At 62.0% G+C, this 16,781-nt stretch carries 15 protein-coding genes; 4 read left to right on the top strand and 11 right to left on the bottom strand.

Going from position 1 to position 16,781, the window contains the following annotated elements:
• The first annotated feature begins 103 nt into the window (after positions 1-103).
• Positions 104-1,102 (top strand): NADP-dependent oxidoreductase, encoded by a 999-nt coding sequence (locus tag U0S50_RS03590; protein ID WP_322307398.1) that lies wholly within the window; start codon positions 104-106, stop codon positions 1,100-1,102.
• A 14-nt stretch (positions 1,103-1,116) separates the two neighbouring features.
• On the opposite strand, the gene U0S50_RS03585 is transcribed toward U0S50_RS03590, so the two are convergent.
• Entirely contained in the window at positions 1,117-1,455 is a 339-nt protein-coding gene (locus U0S50_RS03585) for a putative quinol monooxygenase (RefSeq protein WP_322307397.1), read from the bottom strand.
• Positions 1,456-1,584: 129 nt separating this feature from the next.
• Here U0S50_RS03585 and U0S50_RS03580 point away from each other — a divergent pair, with 129 nt between their 5' ends.
• The gene (locus U0S50_RS03580; protein WP_322307396.1) at positions 1,585-2,397 is read left to right on the top strand and encodes an SDR family oxidoreductase; all 813 of its coding nucleotides are present in this window, start codon (positions 1,585-1,587) and stop codon (positions 2,395-2,397) included.
• Here U0S50_RS03580 and U0S50_RS03575 read toward each other — a convergent pair.
• The 5 genes from U0S50_RS03575 to U0S50_RS03555 form a co-directional block, all read right to left on the bottom strand.
• A complete protein-coding gene (locus U0S50_RS03575) occupies positions 2,390-3,970 on the bottom strand; it encodes a fatty acid--CoA ligase (RefSeq protein ID WP_322307395.1) in 1,581 nt (526 codons plus the stop codon). The genes U0S50_RS03580 and U0S50_RS03575 overlap by 8 nt on opposite strands.
• 18 nt (positions 3,971-3,988) lie before the next feature.
• Positions 3,989-5,446: a carotenoid oxygenase family protein gene (locus U0S50_RS03570; RefSeq protein ID WP_322307394.1), complete on the bottom strand. Its 1,458-nt coding sequence runs from the start codon at positions 5,444-5,446 to the stop codon at positions 3,989-3,991.
• 127 nt (positions 5,447-5,573) lie between these two features.
• The gene (locus tag U0S50_RS03565) at positions 5,574-7,967 is read right to left on the bottom strand and encodes a TonB-dependent receptor (RefSeq protein WP_322307393.1); all 2,394 of its coding nucleotides are present in this window, start codon (positions 7,965-7,967) and stop codon (positions 5,574-5,576) included.
• 251 nt (positions 7,968-8,218) lie between these two features.
• Complete coding sequence (locus U0S50_RS03560; protein WP_322307392.1) at positions 8,219-8,632, bottom strand: nuclear transport factor 2 family protein; 414 nt, start codon at positions 8,630-8,632, stop codon at positions 8,219-8,221.
• Between the two features lie 10 nt (positions 8,633-8,642).
• The gene (locus tag U0S50_RS03555; protein ID WP_322307391.1) at positions 8,643-9,392 is read right to left on the bottom strand and encodes a glucose 1-dehydrogenase; all 750 of its coding nucleotides are present in this window, start codon (positions 9,390-9,392) and stop codon (positions 8,643-8,645) included.
• Between the two features lie 122 nt (positions 9,393-9,514).
• Here U0S50_RS03555 and U0S50_RS03550 point away from each other — a divergent pair, with 122 nt between their 5' ends.
• The gene (locus U0S50_RS03550; protein WP_322307390.1) at positions 9,515-11,152 is read left to right on the top strand and encodes a GMC family oxidoreductase; all 1,638 of its coding nucleotides are present in this window, start codon (positions 9,515-9,517) and stop codon (positions 11,150-11,152) included.
• On the opposite strand, the gene U0S50_RS03545 is transcribed toward U0S50_RS03550, so the two are convergent.
• Positions 11,149-11,910, bottom strand: a complete 762-nt coding sequence (locus U0S50_RS03545) for a ThuA domain-containing protein (RefSeq protein WP_322307389.1) — start codon at positions 11,908-11,910, stop codon at positions 11,149-11,151. The genes U0S50_RS03550 and U0S50_RS03545 overlap by 4 nt on opposite strands.
• Positions 11,911-12,035: 125 nt before the next feature.
• Here U0S50_RS03545 and U0S50_RS03540 point away from each other — a divergent pair, with 125 nt between their 5' ends.
• The gene (locus tag U0S50_RS03540; protein WP_322307388.1) at positions 12,036-12,818 is read left to right on the top strand and encodes an SDR family oxidoreductase; all 783 of its coding nucleotides are present in this window, start codon (positions 12,036-12,038) and stop codon (positions 12,816-12,818) included.
• Between the two features lie 613 nt (positions 12,819-13,431).
• On the opposite strand, the gene U0S50_RS03535 is transcribed toward U0S50_RS03540, so the two are convergent.
• From U0S50_RS03535 to metG, 4 genes are read right to left on the bottom strand one after another with little or no spacing between them, the layout of a single operon-like run.
• A complete protein-coding gene (locus tag U0S50_RS03535) occupies positions 13,432-13,608 on the bottom strand; it encodes a hypothetical protein (protein ID WP_322307387.1) in 177 nt (58 codons plus the stop codon).
• On the bottom strand, positions 13,605-14,369 hold the full coding sequence (locus U0S50_RS03530; protein ID WP_322307386.1) for an MBL fold metallo-hydrolase: 765 nt from the start codon (positions 14,367-14,369) through the stop codon (positions 13,605-13,607). Before U0S50_RS03530 ends, U0S50_RS03535 begins: the two co-directional genes overlap by 4 nt.
• 13 nt (positions 14,370-14,382) lie before the next feature.
• Positions 14,383-15,159 (bottom strand): TatD family hydrolase, encoded by a 777-nt coding sequence (locus U0S50_RS03525; protein ID WP_322307385.1) that lies wholly within the window; start codon positions 15,157-15,159, stop codon positions 14,383-14,385.
• A complete protein-coding gene (gene metG / locus U0S50_RS03520) occupies positions 15,159-16,742 on the bottom strand; it encodes a methionine--tRNA ligase (protein ID WP_322307384.1) in 1,584 nt (527 codons plus the stop codon). The genes U0S50_RS03525 and metG overlap by 1 nt, the downstream gene beginning before the upstream one ends.
• Positions 16,743-16,781 lie beyond the last annotated feature (39 nt).

Raw genomic sequence — 16,781 nt, 5'->3', positions numbered from 1 at the left:
TCCTACCCTACGCCTCGGCACTTTTCACGCGACTGGCACTTTTGGCGGTGGCTGGCGCCAAGGTGCGCGCGCAGTTTCGGGAGGAAAACAGGGGAGACTATCGATGCCGATATCGCGCCAATGGCTGCTCAACGGACACCCGCGTGGACGCGGGATCGGGGATACCGATTTCAAGCTGGTCGAAACCGAGATCGGGGCACCCGGCGCGGGCGAACTATTGCTGAAGACACTCTATCTCGGCTTTGACCCGGCGCAGAAGGGGTGGATGGAAAATATCGCAGACTATGTCGCGCCAATGGCCATCGGTGACGTGATGCGGGGGAGCGCTATCAGCGAAGTGGTCGAAAGCAATCATCCGAGCTTTATGGTTGGCGATCTGGTCACGGGATCGACCGGATGGACCGAATGGCATGCGTCGAAGGGCGAGGGGCTGGTGAAGATCGAGACTGGACTGTCGCCAACGGCGACGCTCTCGGTCCTCGGGACGACGGGGGTCACCGCCTATTGCGGCCTGTTCAAGGTCGGACGCCCGGTCGCGGGCGACACGGTACTGGTGTCGGGTGCGGCGGGTGCGACGGGTTCGGTCGTCGGCCAACTCGCCAAAATCGCCGGATGCCGTGCGGTCGGCATCGCGGGCGGTGCCGACAAATGCCGCTGGCTCGTCGAGGAGGCGGGTTATGACGCCGCGATTGATTACAAGGCTGGTGACGTACGGCGGCAGATCCGCGAGCATTGCCCAGGCGGCGTCAACGTCATTTTCGACAATGTCGGCGGCGCGATCCTGAACGACATGCTCGGTGAGATCGCGACCGGCGCGCGTGTCGTCGTATGCGGCGGGATCAGCCGGTACGAGATGGGGACGTTGCCCGCCGGGCCGCAAAATTATTTCAACCTGATCTTTCGTCGCGGTTCGATGGCGGGCTTCATCGTGCTCGACTGGGCGAGCGAGTTTCCCGAAATTCGCAAGCGGCTCGAAGGCTTCGTGCTCGATGGTCGTCTAAACTATCGAGAGGACGTACAGCACGGGTTCGAAAATGCGCCCGCGACGCTTAAACGCCTGTTCAGCGGTCAGAACCGAGGCAAGCAGTTGTTGAAGCTCTAAATCAGGACGGCGGTTCAATCGAACTCCGCCGTCGCGACGCCCGCCGCATTATACACCGGCGCTTCGCGGGCGACCGCAAATTTGCGGCTTACCGCGTTCGTCAGGCCAAAGCCCGACACATGCCCGAGCATACCGCGATATTGCGGGCCGGCCAGATGCTGCGCGAGCGCCACTTCGCTTTCCCATTCTTCAAAGACGTGAACACGCGCAGGGTGGTGCGGATCGGCGGTCCAGAAATAGCCGAGGCATCCGGGCTGCGCCTGCGCACCCTCGATCCATGGGCGCGCCTGTTCCAGCGCTTCAGTACGGCGCGCCGGATCGATATCGATCTTCGCTTCGATCACTATCTTCATGGTCACACTCCCTGCTGTTGCGCCAATGTCTGGTCTCCATTCACGGACGGGGCCATGCACATTTTTGCCAAGCGCGCAGCGACACCCGTTGTGGCACCACCTGCTGCGATGGACAAAGGGAGAGGTTTTATGGGCAGACTGGCTGGTAAACGCGCCGTCATCATCGGTGCGGCGACGCAGGACAATATGGCGCAGGCTGTTGCCCGCCTTTTTGCGCGCGAAGGCGCCAGCGTACTGGTGGCCGGCCGCAAGCAGGCCCCGCTCGAGGCGCTCGCGCAAGAAATCGGCGGTCATGCGGCGGTGTGCGATCTGACATCCCGGGCGTCGGTCTTTGCGCTCGCGGACGCTGCGCGCGATGCGATGGGCGGGGTCGATATCGCTGTCAATGCGAGCGGCTGGGGTCTGCTCAAGCCCTTACTCGACGTAACCGAAGAGGAACTCGACGCGATCGTCGCGCTTCAGTTCACCGGCGTACATCATTTCTTGCAGGCATTTGTCGGCGCGATGTTGAAAAACGAACCCAGCGGAGGGTCGATCATCCAGCTATCGTCGGCGACCACGCGGGCGGTCATCGGCAATCATGCCGCCTATATCGGTACCAAGGCCGGATCTGAAGCGCTGATCCGATGCGTCGCCAACGATTTCGGTGCGGCCGGCATTCGGGCAAATATCGTCTCGCCCGCCTTTACTGAATCGCCGATGACCAAAGACGCTTTCGCGACTCCTGGCCTGGTCGATGCCTTTCTGCCCCGGTATCCGCTCGGACGGCTGAATACAGCGGCCGATGTCGCCAATGCCTGCCTATGGCTTGCAAGCGACGAGGCGTTTGTCACCGGCGAAAATCTGCAACCCAATGGTGGCTTGACGCTCCGCGGCAACCCGCAAGAGGCGGATATTGCCACCGCCGTGGGGGCCGCGATGGCGAAGCTGCAAGCTAGCTGATCTGCCGCGCACGCCCTTCCCAATAGGGCGCGCGCAGATCGCGGCGCAGAATCTTGCCCGATGGATTGCGCGGCAACGCGGCGATGAAGTCGACCGTTTTTGGACATTTGTAGCCGGCAATCCGCTCGCGCGCCCATCCGATGATCTGATCCGCGTCGGCGCGCGCGCCCTCGCGCAGCACCACGCAGGCCTTCACCGCTTCGCCCCATTTGTCGTCGGGCACACCAACTACGGCGACGTCGGCAACCGCCGGGTGGCCATAGATCGCATTTTCGACCTCTGCCGGATAGACATTCTCGCCGCCCGAGATGATCATGTCTTTCACCCGGTCGTGGAGGTAGAAATAGCCATCCTCGTCGGTATAGCCCGCGTCACCGGTGCGCAGCCAGCCGTCCGCGTCGATTGTCTCCGCCGTCGCTTCGGGACGCCCCCAATACTCCCGCATATTCGCCTGCGTCCGGATCGCGATCTCGCCGATTTCGCGCGGGGGCAGGGGATTGCCGTCGGCGTCGATTACCTGCATCTCGACCCCGCGCAGCGGCTTGCCGACCGACCGCATCCGTTCATTGCCCGCGGGATCATGATCCTCGGGCGGAAGCGCCGCAATCGTGCCCGACGTTTCGGTCATTCCGTACATCTGGACGAAACCGCACTGAAACACATCGATGCATTGGCGCAAGAGGCCGAGCGGGATTGGGGAGGCGCCATAGGCGATGTGGCGCAAACGCGAAAAATCGACATCGCGCGCGCGGGGTTGATTCACGATGATCTGCATCGCGGCAGGCACCATGAAGATTTTGGAGATACCGTAGGCTTCGATCAGGTCCAGCACAGCGCCGGGATCAAACTCGCGGGTGATTACGCCCGTGGCGCCGTTGGTCATCACCGTGATGCCGTATCCGGTGCCGCCGATATGAAAGCAAGGCATCGCGACCAGCCCGACATCGCCTTCTTCCCACCGCTCCCAATCGGCCTGAAGGGCCGGATCGCGGTCGAGTTGCGAGCGCAGCACCGACCCGTTGGTGAGCACCGCCCCTTTTGGCTTGCCGGTGGTGCCCGAGGTGTACATCTGGATTACTGCGTCGGTTTCGCCGCGTGGCACGGCCGGATCGGTGGCGGAAAAGCCGTCATTCCAGGTCCGGTAATCAGGAAAGCCGTTCGCTGCGCCTTCGGTCGCGATCACTTGCTCGACGCCCGGAAAGGCCTTGCGGTTCGCGGCGACAAGATCGGTAAACTCCGGCCCGACGAACAGGATGCGTGCGCCGCAATTGTCGATGATCCACGCGATCTCGGGCACCGCCAGTCGCCAGTTGACCGGTGTCATCACTCCCCCGGCCTTGGCGACCGCCATCATCAGTTCGAAATAGAGATCGCTGTTCTTGCCGAGATAGGCGACGCGATCGCCTGGTTTCAGGTCGAGCGCGATCAGCCCATTCGCGGCGCGGCTGCTGTTTGCATCGAAATCGGCGTAGCTGGTGGCGCGTCCTTCGAAGTGAAAGAGGATGCGGTCAGGGCGCTCGCGCGCGTTGATCCGCGCTACGTCGGCTACGCGCTGAAAAGCTGGGACCTTCACTGGCTTCCTCTCTCCTGATCAAGCGCTACCGAACGCCTGCCGGTACAGATTGGAGTCGGCGGCATAGAAATTGCAATGGAAACCCGATGGCACGCGGAACGGCACATGTACCAGCGCAATCGGCCCTGCCGCAATGTCGAGCGCGTCGAAGATCGCCAGTTCGCTGGTTGCCGCACCCGCGCGGTGGACCAGCGTCATGGCGTAACCATCGCCTTCGCCCGCCGCGCCCATTTTGGGTGCGAAGATCAGCTCGCCGCACGACGCGCCGTTGCCGAAGTGGAAATAATCCTCTTTCCCGCTCGCCGTGTCGAAGCGCAGCACGGCGTCCATCCCCTCGGCGCGTCCATCGCGGCTGTTGAGGTTAATGTTGGCAAAGCTGTGACGCGAGGCTCGCGTCATGAAACGGTCGTCCGGGCGTGGGAACTGGATGTCGCGGTCATTGAGCATCTCTTCCTTGATCCACGTCCCGTTGCCATCGGTTCCGGGATCGATCGTCCATCGGCGAAGGCTCTGCTGCGTATCCCCGTGCGTCTTCTTGACTCCCGTCTCGTCGGGAAAAAGTGCGGTGCCATTGGCCGCGGCAACATCGGCGATGATCTTGCCCTCCGCTTCCCACACGTTGAGTTCGTGGAACATGTGCCGCGGTTCATAGTCGAACCAGCGTACGTCGCTGGCCGACCCTTCGCGCGGCATCACCGCGAACTTGGTCGGGCGGCCGTTGACCCACGCTGTCATCGGTCCGCCCTTCATGAAGCGACCAAGGTCGACGTCGATCGGGATGACCGGAAAAACGACCCAGTTTTCGGTCAGGAAAAAGGTGTGCATCAGTGCGTTGTGCGGCATGTCGATAATCTCGGCCTTGCGTACGCTGCCGTCGGCCGCGATCACGTCGTATCGGATTTGCGCCGCGCCCATCGGGCCGTTGATCATTGCGCCAATGTTGACCAACTCGCCCGTGTGATGATCCATCTTTGGATGCGCGGAGAAGGTGGTGGTGATCGTCCCCCCATAATGTTCCTCACCCAGCGTTTCGAGCGTGCGCGGGTCGAGCGCGACCGCGGGCGCTCCCTCCATCAGCGCCAGCAGTTTGCCGCCATGGACGATAATGTTGGTATTGCCGGTATTGTAGCGCTTGTTCTGCACCGACGGATCGGCCGTCATCGGATTGCCGAACAGGCCGAAGAGGCGTTTGCCCGCCGCTTTTTCCAGCTCGAACTTTTCGGTTCTTACCCACCGGTTGAGCATCGACACGCGTCCGCCTTCGATATGAAAGGCGTAAACCATGCCGTCGCCGTCGAACCAGTGATACTCGCCCTCGCGCGTCGGATAGAGTGGTTCGGGACCGTTGCGGTAAAAGACGCCGACAAGGTCGTCCGGAATCCGACCCTCGACAATTAGGTCGGGCGCGGTCGCCTCGAACCGCACCGGCTGGTGGTGCCCCGACAGAAAGGGATGGTCGAAGAAGGCCTGTGTCATTGTTTCGTCGCTCCCAAGAGGGTGGGCGTGGAAAGGCTGGCGCTTGAGCGAAGAAGGGGGGCGGTGCTGTGCGCCGCCCCCGCTCCCTTTTTCTTCGCGTCGTGCCCGTGACGCGAAGCCTTGTTCGTCAGAAGCGGAAGCCCAGCTCGACGCCATAGGTACGCGGGGCTTGCCCCGCGCCGAAGGTGAACAGGCCAGCAACCGGCAAGGTCGACGACAGACCCTTGTGGTTGGTGAGATTGCGTCCAAACAGCGCCAGGCTGACCTCGCTGCCACCGCCAAGGAAATGCGTGTAGCCGATCTGCGCCGATAGATTCTCACGATCCTCGGTAAAACAGCGGTTGTCGTTGACGACATTGCCCGGGACAATCGGCCGGTTCGGCGCGATGCAGGTCGCATATTTGCTCTGATAGCGCAGCAGTGTCGAAGCATCGAGCCGCCCAGAGCTTGTCTCCTTTGAATAGCTCAGGCCTGCCGACCATTGATATTTGGGTGCGCGGCGGAGCGTCAGTGTCGAGACATCGTCGGGCACGCCGTCGGGCGCGCTGCCCGGCGTCAGGCCGACGATATCATTGAAAAAGCTATCATATTGCGCATCGGTATAGCTGAAGGAGGCGTTGAAACTCAGCGCATCGGACAGCTGCGCGATGATCTCGGCCTCGAACCCCTTGATGTCGGCGGATGAAGCGTTCCGGACCACCGTTTCTTGGGGATTTGACGATCCCGGCGGCGCGGGCTGCACCACTTCTTCCTGCTTGTCATGATATTTGGTGTAATAGAAGGCAAGGTTCGTGCGCAGCGTGCGGTCAAGCCAATCGGCCTTGAGCCCGATTTCATAGGCATCGACCGTCTCGGGCTGATAAGGACCCAAAGATGTCGGCGACGCGGCCCGACCGTTGAAGCCGCCCGACCGGAAACCGCGCGAGAAGGAAGCATAAACCAGCTTGCCTGGTTCGATGGTATATTCCGCATTGGCACGCCAGGTAAATTTGTCGAAACTGTCACTGGCCGAACAATTGTTTGCGGGGCTGTAAACCGGGATGACCACGCCTGGTGCCGGGCTGGTCGTCCCGGTAACGGCAACGCAGGATGTGCCGTCGAAGCCGGGCAGGGTGATCCCGACCAGCGCGCCAATCCGTCCGTAATTGTTGAAGATCGACTTTTTGTCCCTGGTGTAGCGGGCACCGAGCCCGATCTTGAATGCATCGCTCAGGCTGATCTGTGCGTCGGCAAAGCCCGCATAGGATTTCGCATTGTGGTCGACATATTGCCGAAGCACGGCCGTGGAGCCCTGACCGAGCACTGCGCCAAAATTGGTCGACTGGTCGAGCGTATAGGAACTGTCGAAATAATAACCGCCGATCAGCAGGTTAACCATATCGAACTCGGCAAGCAGGCGCAACTCTTGGCTGAACTGGTCATATTCCTGCTGGCGACGGGTGTCGAAGAAGTCGGCGGAGCTGCCGTCGAAATCCTGCGTTACCGACTCCTTGTTCGTGATATAGCCGGTAACCGATGACAGCGTGAGGGTGTCGCTGAGTTCGATATCGATATTACCCGTTACGCTGTCGACATTGTTGCGAACCGGGGTCTCGATATTCTGATAGGTGGTATAGAGCCCGCGCGCCGGCAGCCGCCAGCGGTCGCATTCCTCGGCCGGCGAAAAACCGGGCGCGCCCGGCGCGGCGCACACAAGATCGCGGCCGGTTTCGGATAGCGCCGACGCAACCGTTTCGCCGCGTTCGCGTGTATGCTGATAGGTGATTTGTGCGGTGATCGCATCGCTCGGCGTGATGAGCGCGGTGACGCCGCCCGTCAGTGTTTCATACTTGCCCTCACGGCGATCCTTGGTGACGTTGTGATAGAAGCCGTCGGTGTCGTCATAATAGCCGAAGGCCTTGATCGCGATGAAATCGCCAAGTTTTCCGGTATTGACCACCAAGCGCGCTCGCCGGGTGTCGAAGCGGCTATACGCGAACTGGCCGCGCATGCCGAACTCTTCGGTCGGCCGGGTGCGAATGACGTTGATGACACCGCCGATCGTATTGCGGCCGAACAATGTCCCTTGCGGGCCGCGCAAAACCTCCAGCCGTTCGAGATCGAAGCTGTCGAGCAGCTGGCCAGTGTTGGTGCCGATGAACACTCCGTCGACAACGACGCCCACCGCGGGGTCAAAGCTCTTTTCAATGTCCTCGAAACTGATGCCGCGGATCGAGATCGCGGCCGCGCTTGGCCCGGCGCCAACCTGGTCGACGACCAGGCTGGGGACGCGGCCGGCGATATCGCGAATATCGTCAATCGTCGCTGACTCGAGGGCCTTTTCATCCAGCGCGGTAACGGCGATCGGGATCGACTGGATGCTCTCTTGACGCTTTTGCGCCGTGACGACGATTTCGCGGATCGCGCCGCCGCTATTGCCTTCGGCCGGCGCCTCCTGCGCTATTGCAGGTTGGGCAATGACGAGCGCCGCGAGCGATACCGTCGCGCGGACGGCGGGCAGCTTTCGGGCATGTGTGAGCATCGACGATCCTCCCTCTCGTGCCAGCGCATCAGCTCGCGGGTCACGTTGGAAAGGAAGGTCCGCCGAATGGCCGATTTGAACAATCATCAAAAATATCAGGCGGGTCGCAGGGATAGCGAACCGATTGAATCTATTGACGTTGCGCTGCGCCGCCATCAACGAAAAGCCCGTGTCCGGACCAGAAACGCGCGGCGTCCGAGGCGAGAGAGGCGATCACGGCGCGGGTGCCTGGGTCGCCAGCAGCCGGCCATTCATCCGCGAGCCGGCCAGCGCTGCAGAGGCGTGAAGGCTCGGCGTGTGAAAAGCCAGCGCCGATCGTGCCGGATACATCTGTCGTCGTAAGAGCCAAGATCGCGATGCATTCGTCCGTCGCGGACATAGTTTTCGGCGGTGTAAGAGCGCATGGTGGCGTAATCGCCGTCGACATGCATTGACCCCGGCCACGCCTGAAAGACGATCCCGGAGAAGTTTTTCATAGCGGATTGCCAAGTCGTGACGATCGCGGCGCGCCCGACGAAATGGCCGAAACCGGGCAATAACCACTCACCATCGGGGTGCCAGGTTGCGCCCCAATCGGCGGCGTCGTGCCGGCATACAGCATCGGCATAGCTGTCGAGCAAGTCTCGGAGCGCCAGCCGGTCTTCGCACGGTCCATCGAAACCCATGTCGAATCTCCTAAAGAGAACTGCCGCCGTCGATGCGGAACTCGGCCCCCGTCGCGAAAGCGGATTCGTCCGAGGCGAGATAGAGTATGATCGCCGAAATCTCTTCTGGCCGGCCAAGGCGGCCGACGGGGTGTGTCGCGACCCAGCTGTCATAGAGGGCTTGCCCGTCGTCGACTTGCGCCATCACCTTGTCGAGGATCGGTGTGTGGATCGCGCCCGGATGCACCGAATTGCAGCGGATGCCATAGCCTTTGCGGGCATAGTGAAGCGCGGCAGACTTGGTGAGATGCGTCACGGCGGCCTTGGCGGCGTTATAGGCGGCGAGGTCGCCCTGCGCACGAACGCCACACATCGACGACATGTTGATCACCGAGCCGCCATGATCTTTCATCCTCGGAATGACATGTTTGCAGCCCAGAAAAACTCCGTCGACGTCGACCGAAAATTCATGGCGAAAGGCCTCCAGCGTCAAATCCTCGATCGAGCCATGCGTCGTGATCCCAGCATTATTGACGAGAATGTCGACGCGGTCGCAGGTGCCGAGCGCAGCAAGCCACTGGGCCTCGTTCGACACGTCGAGCCTGACGAAGCGCTGCCCGAGCTCGGCGGCGAGCGCCTCGCCCGCGGCGCTGTCGATGTCCGCGATCACGACGCTTGCGCCCTCGGCGACGAAACGGCGCACGATGTCGAGCCCCAGTCCCGATGCGCCTCCCGTAACAAAGGCCGTCTTGCCTGCGATACGTCCGTCCACTGCCGTCATCGCACCCTCCATTTGCTTTCTGGGCACTATCGTGCGGCGGAGGGGGCGAGGGGACTATTTATTGCGCTAGGTGCGATACATGCGCTGCCCGTTCCAAATTGCCTCGAAGCAGGAGAGGCGGCGTGAGCGCAAATTGGGACTATATCATCGTCGGCGCGGGCTCTGCTGGCTGTGTCGTTGCCGAACAACTGAGCGCCGCCCCCGGTATCCGCGTGCTGCTGCTTGAAGCCGGCGGACCGAATGACAGCCGATGGGTCGCTATCCCAAAGGGCGTTGCGAAGCTCGTCACCAATCCCGACCATATCTGGGCCTATGGCGTGTCGCAGCCGCGCGGCGACGGCGCGGCTGTGGGCGAAGTCTGGATCCGCGGCAAGGGGCTGGGAGGATCGTCGGCGGTCAACGGCATGATCTGGAGCCGCGGCGAGCCCGCTGACTACGACGAATGGGAAAGGCTGGGCTGCACCGGCTGGAACGGCGAGGCGATGACCGATGCCTTTCGCCGACTGGAGGATCATGGGCTGGGTGCGAGTTCCCTGCGCGGGGCAGGCGGCCCGGTCGGCATCGCGCCCAAGATTTTCACCTATCCACTGGCCGAGACGATGGTGCAGGCTGGGATAGAGATGGGACTGCAGCCGGTCGATGATTTGAACGCGGCGACATCGGATCGCGTCGGTTTCTATGCGCACAATATCCGTCGCGGCAGGCGCGAGAGCGCCGCGACGACCTTTCTCGCGCGTGCCGCTAGGCGGCCGAACCTGCGCGTCGTTACCGGCGCACTCGCCGAGCGGCTGATCGTCGAAGGGGGCCGCGTAATCGGGATCGAAGCCAGGGTCGCGGGTCGGCCACAACGCTTCAATTGTTCGGGCGAGGTGATCCTGTCGGGCGGCGCGCTGGAAAGTCCGCTACTGCTCCAGCGCTCGGGCATCGGAGCTGCCGAGGTGCTGCGCACGGCGGGGGTCGATCCGATCGTCGATGTCCCCGACGTCGGCGGCCGGCTGCGCGAACATCTGGGGTTCAGTATGCCACACCGCCTGAGCCGCGATGTCGGTAGCAACCGCAGCTTTTTCGGTATCGGTCTCATGCGCGCGATGGCGCAGTATATGCTGACGCGCGGCGGGATCATGGCAACGGGGCCGTTCGAGGTCGGGGCATTTCTGAACCTGACGAGTGGCGACTTGCGGCCCGATATCCAGCTTTATCTGGGCGGCTATACCTTTGCGCTCGGCGACGACAAGCATCCGGTGCCGCTCAGCAGCATCGATCGCCAGCCGGGGATAACCATCTATGGCCAATTGCTCCGCCTGACGAGCGAGGGCAGCATTCATATCACGGGTCCCGGCAGCGATGCGGCACCCGACATCAGGCCGAACTGGCTGTCGACCGAGGCCGATGAACGGACGGCCATCGCCGCGGTCCACGCCATGCGCCGCTATATGGCCCAGCCCGCGCTTGCCGGACTGATCGAGCGCGAACTGCTCCCTGGTGCGACGGTGCAGGGCGACGCCGAGATTCTCGCGGCCTTTCGCCGCCTTGCCACATGTGGGCTGCACGCTGTCGGCACATGCCGCATGGGCAGCGACAACCGCGCAGTCACCGACGCGCGGTTGCGGGTCAACGGCATCGGCGGGCTGCGCGTGGTCGATTGCTCGGTTATCCCGTCGCCCGTCACCGGGAATACCAACGCCCCTGCGATGGCGCTCGCGTTGCGCGCGGCGGGGCTGATCCGCGAGGATCGGCGACGGCTGCGCGGGTCCGCTTAAACTCGTTCGCGTTCCTTCAGCCAGCCGATCCCGCGGCGCAGCAGGTCGTAGAAGACCGGCAAATCCCACGCGCAGCGGTCGACCGTCGGCCACCAGTCCATCATCGGCTGCAGGTCGTAATGGCCGCGGCAATGGCCGAGCGTCAGATAGAGCACCGCGCCCGCGCCATGCGGCTTGATATAGAAAACGGGATGGGTGCCGGGTGCGCCGTCGGCCTCGACAAAGCCGGTGCCAGGACCGCTACACTCGGTGTCGAGCAGGATATGCAGGTTCCCATGGGTTTCGAGATGATAGAGTTCGTCGGTCGTCTCGAACGGCTCGATGCCCTTGGTAAGTTGGTGATCGGGATCCGTGACGCGCACGGTATAGGGTTCGATCGCCGGATGGCTGATGAACTGTGATCCCAAAAGGTCCATCATCAGCGGCGCCCAGCGCGGCGCATCCCACACCCCGTTGTCGAGCAGGCGCAAGATCGAGTTCGTGCCGTGCAGCGCGTACCAGCGTCCACCTTTCGCCAGCCAATCTCTCAGGGCCTCCTGCGCGGGCAGCGACGGCGTGACGTCACAGGTATAGGTGATCAATATGTCGGCAGCGGCGATCGCTTCGACATTATCGTAGTTTTCGAACACCCGCGTCCGGACGCGCGGATCCTCGGCGAGCAGTTTCAACAGCTCGAGCCGCGCGAAATCCATATCGTGCCAGACCCCGCCGCAGATCAGCACGCAGTTGATACGGGGCGGATGCTCGCTGTCACTCATCTCTTTTCTTCTCCTCCCATGCTCGTTGCATCATGCGATCCGGATGGCCGCGCGTCACCTTGCTCAATTGATAGGTTCGCGCAACGCGCGAAACTGGCAAGACGGCAAGCGAAGGGAGAGGCGCGATGCAGCACCGACTGCGTGGAAAAGTCGCTTTGGTCACGGGCGGGACGAGCGGGATCGGCGCAGCGACGGTCGCGCGGCTGAGCCAGGAGGGCGCGCAGGTTGTCTTCACCGGCTCGAATGCTGGGGCGGCGGCGAAGGTCGAGGCCGATACGGGCGCCGTGTTCCGGCCCCATCGCGTCGAGGATGACGCCGCCTGGAATGCGCTGATGACGGAGATCCAGGCCGAATATGGCCGGATCGACATCGCCTTCGCCAATGCCGGGACCGAGGCGGGCGACGCGAGCGTCGAGGATATCACGATCGATGCATGGAACCATATCGTCGCCGTGAACCAGACCGGCGTGATGCTGACCGTGCAGCATGCAATCCGTGCGATGGCGAACAATCCCGATGGACCCGCCGGATCAATCATCGTCAATTCGTCGATGAATGCGCATCGCGCGATGGGCAATTACGCCGCCTATTCGGTGACGAAGGCCGCGGTCGTCGCGCTCGTCAAATCGGCGGCGATCCATTGCGCAGGCAAGGGCTATCGGATTCGCGTCAATGCGATCCTGCCCGGCGTGGTCGAAACCGACATGATCCGCGGCGTCATCGACCGCGCGCCAGACCCCACTGCGGCCCGCGCGGCGTTCGAGGGTATGGCGCCGATGAAACGGATGGCGCAGCTTGACGAAGTAAGCGCGCTGGTTGCCTTCCTCGCGTCTGACGAGGCGGCATTTATCTCAGGCGCCGACTATGTCATCGATGGCGCGACGACAGCAGGTATGATGGGCGTTTGACGGCCTTGGGATGTCCCCAAGCGGCGCTCGTGCGATATCATTAGGCATCCTCAGATGCGTCGCGCATCGTCTGATAACGACGCGGCTCGATCTCGCAAGCAGGGCTCGCGGCGGTGAGACCAGTGCCAAGGCGCTTATGATCTAGGACCGACGGTGAATGATCATCGATCCGGCGAACCGTGTCGAAAATTCTGAAGGGAAGGGGGCTCATTGGACATGAACTCCAAGTCTCGCCCCAAAGATAACGCCGCCACAATCTACTTTGCCTATGGACCCTCTTGCGAGATCTACACCATTCAGAGCCGTTGGCGGGCTCAACTGGCCTTGGCCCAGGGGTTTTCGCGCAGACAACCTTGATCCCAGGATTTCCGCAAGCGCGCATAGCGTCCGTGTCTGCCGCGTTTTGGTTTTCCAGCTTGCTCGGAAAATGTCCCGCGGTCATCGCAAGCTCCATCATTCCGCCACGTTTGGCGCGACTTAGGAGACGCGAGTCTCATTTCGAACTGGGAGAATCGTCTCATTTCAATCCGGGGCTTACAGCCTTGCAATCCGATAATATATATTATGTTAAATTGCATGTGTCTTAGTGCTGATTTTCAGCCATCCCACACATTCACGTCGCGGTTTGCCAGATCCTGACAACCAGAAAGATCAGCGCGAATATGGCCGCCCACGCCAGCCCCATCTTGACCCAGGCCGTCGCCGGCAAGCGTCGGACGATCAGTGCGCTGAGAACCAGGGTAAAAGCACCCGCAAACCAGATGAGTTCAACCGCGGTGTTGCCATTCATAGCTGGACCTCCATCCCGTCAAAGCCGGGCTCGACACCCGGCGGCAGTTCAGCCGCAAGGTCATCGTAATCCATCGTATTGTCCATATGGGTAATAATGGCGCGCGGATGCCCCACCTTGGCAAGGCCCTGGAGCGTCATGGCGAGATGGGGGTGCGTCGGATGCGGATAGCGGCGCAACGCATCGATGACGAACAGGTCGACGCCTTGGAAAAACTCGACCATCTCATCGGTAAATCGCGAAAAATCAGTGGCATATCCGATTTTGTGCGCACCATCGCTGAAGATGAGCCCGGTTGCCTTGATCGGACCATGCGGCATGTCGAGCGCAGACACCTCGATGGGACCGATCGATTGATGGTCGGCCAGTTCGATCGGATCGACCGACGCCGGATAGCCGGCATTTCCCGCAAAAGCGTATGTGAAACGCCATTTCAATATGTCGAGGACATTGGCTCTCGCATAGGCGGGCACCGCCGATCCGCGCAGGTGCATGATCTGCCGAAGATCGTCGAGGCCATGGCAATGATCGGCATGTTCATGCGTCCATATGATGCCATCGAGCGCCCCGACCCCGGCATCGAGCAATTGGAGCCGCATATCGGGACTGGTATCGACCAACAGCCGGAACCCGCCCAGCGACACCAGAATCGATGCGCGGCTGCGCAGGTTGCGCGGATTGTCGGGATCGCATTGCCCCCAGTCATTGCCGATCCGCGGCACGCCCGATGACGTTCCGCAACCCAGGATACGAACTCTCATACCCGATACGATGTCATGGCTGCGCCTTATTGAAAAGCCGGTAGAAATTGGCGCTGGTGACTTCTGAAAGCCGGGCCGTGTCGGTGTCGCGCAGATCGGCAAGGAAACGCAGCGTGTCGGCAACGAAAGCGGGTTCGCCGGGCTTGCCGCGATGGGGCACCGGGGCAAGAAAGGGCGCGTCGGTTTCGACGAGCAGCCGGTCTTCGGGTAGCCATTTGGCCGTCGCCTGCAAGGCTGCGGCGTTTTTGAACGTCACGATCCCGGAAATGGAGATGTACAGGCCGATATCGAGCGCCTTGCGCGCAAAGTCGTCGCTCGCCGTAAAGCAGTGGATGACGCCCGAGTATGACGCCCTGCCCATCTCTTCGCCCAGCAGCGCCAGCGTGTCGGCTTCTGCATCGCGGGTGTGAACGATGATCGGCAGGCCGGTGTGCTGCGCCGCGTGAATGTGACGGCGGAAACTGTCCTGCTGGCGCGCCCGGTCGCTCTTGTCGTAATAATAGTCGAGGCCGGTTTCGCCGATACCGATCACCCGGGGATGCGCGGCGCGCGCCACCAGCTTGGCGGTATCGACATCGGGATGATGATCGGCGTCATGCGGGTGAATGCCGACGCTGGCCCAAACATCATCATTCGCTTCGGCCGCGTCCAGTACATCGTCCCACTCGCTCTCGCGCGTGGCGATGTTGAGCATCGCCGTAACGCCGTGCATGCGGGCACGCGCCAGCACCTCGTCCCGTCGTTCGGCGAGCCCCTGATAATTGAGGTGGCAGTGCGAATCGACCAGCATCAGGCCTCCCCTTCCCCTTCACCCTCCGGCAGTTCGAGGCGTGGGAAAATCGGGCTCGGCTGTCCGACGACGAAGCCGCTCGCCGCCAGTTTTGCAAACCAGTCGGCATCGGAGAGCGCTGCAAAATCGCGCGCACCCTCTGCGATCCCCATCTGGTCGAGGAGATTGTCGGCCGCCGCCGGGACGACCGGACGGATCGCAATCGCCAGCGTGCGGACGGCCTGAAACAGCGTCATCAGCACCGCCCGCATACGGTCGGGATCGGTTTTGCGCAGCGCCCAGGGCGCCTGCGTGTCGACATACTGGTTGCAGGCAAAAACGGCACGGATCCAATCCTCGATCCCCACCGAGAAGGCGAGTTGTTCGAATTCGCGCGGCAGACGCATTTGGGCCATGTCGCCAAGATCGGCGAGCAGCGCATCATCGTCGGGTGCGGCCCGATAATCCGCCGTCAACACCCCTTCCATATTCTTGAAAATCATCGACAAACTGCGCTGGGCCAGATTGCCGAAGCTGTTCGCCAGATCGGCGTTGGCGGTCCGCACGATCGCTTCGGCCGAGTAGCTGCCGTCCTGACCGAAACTGACCTCGCGGAGCAGGTAATAACGCAACGCATCGACACCGAAGCGTTCGGCGAGTTCCATCGGATCGACAACATTGCCGAGCGATTTCGACATTTTCTCGCCGCGATTGAGCAGGAAGCCATGGCCGAACACCTGTTTTGGCAGGGGCAGGTTCGCGCTCATCAGGAAAGCAGGCCAGTAAACGGTATGAAAACGCACGATATCTTTGCCGATCATATGGATGTCGGCGGGCCAAAAGCGTGCGAAATCGCTGGCCGGGTCGGGATAGCCGAGTCCCGACAAATAGGTGGTGAGCGCGTCGACCCACACATACATGACATGCCCCGGCGAATCCGGTACCGGCACGCCCCAGTCAAAGCTGGTGCGCGAAACCGACAGATCCTTGAGCCCGCCCTCGACAAAGCGCAGCACCTCGTTGCGGCGGCTTTCGGGGCGGATGAAGTCGGGATTGTCACGATAGAGCGCAAGCAGCCGGTCCTGATAGGCCGACAGGCGGAAAAACCAGCTTTCCTCGACGGTCCATTCAACCGGCGTCCCCTGCGGCGACAAGCGGGCGCCCTCTTCCCCGTCGCTGAGCTCGCTTTCGTCGTAAAAGGCCTCGTCGCGGACCGAATACCAGCCTTCATAACGGTCGAGATAGAGGTCGCCATTGGCCTCCATGGCGCGCCAGATCGCCTGCGAAGCGGCATGGTGCGCGGCGTCGGAGGTGCGCATGAAATTGTCATAGCTGATGTTCAGCCGAGCGTACATCTCACGGAAATATCCGGACATTTCATCGGCAAGATCAATCGTCGCGCGTCCCTGATTGCGCGCCGTCTGATACATTTTCAGGCCGTGCTCGTCGGTGCCCGTGACCATCCGCACGTCGCGGCCGCGCGCACGCTGAAAACGCGCCATCACGTCGGTGGCGATCGCTTCATAGGCGTGGCCGATATGCGGACGGCCATTAGGATAGCTGATCGCGGTGGTGATATAAAAGGGGGTCTTATCCTGGGACATGCGCGCGGCCTTAGCCGGTGCGGCGGCGAAGGGAAAGCG

The organism is Sphingopyxis sp. (genome assembly GCF_034380315.1).
Taxonomy (GTDB): Bacteria; Pseudomonadota; Alphaproteobacteria; order Sphingomonadales; family Sphingomonadaceae; genus Sphingopyxis.
Note: the sequence above shows the minus strand (reverse complement) of the source record. Positions and strands in the feature narration are given on the sequence as shown.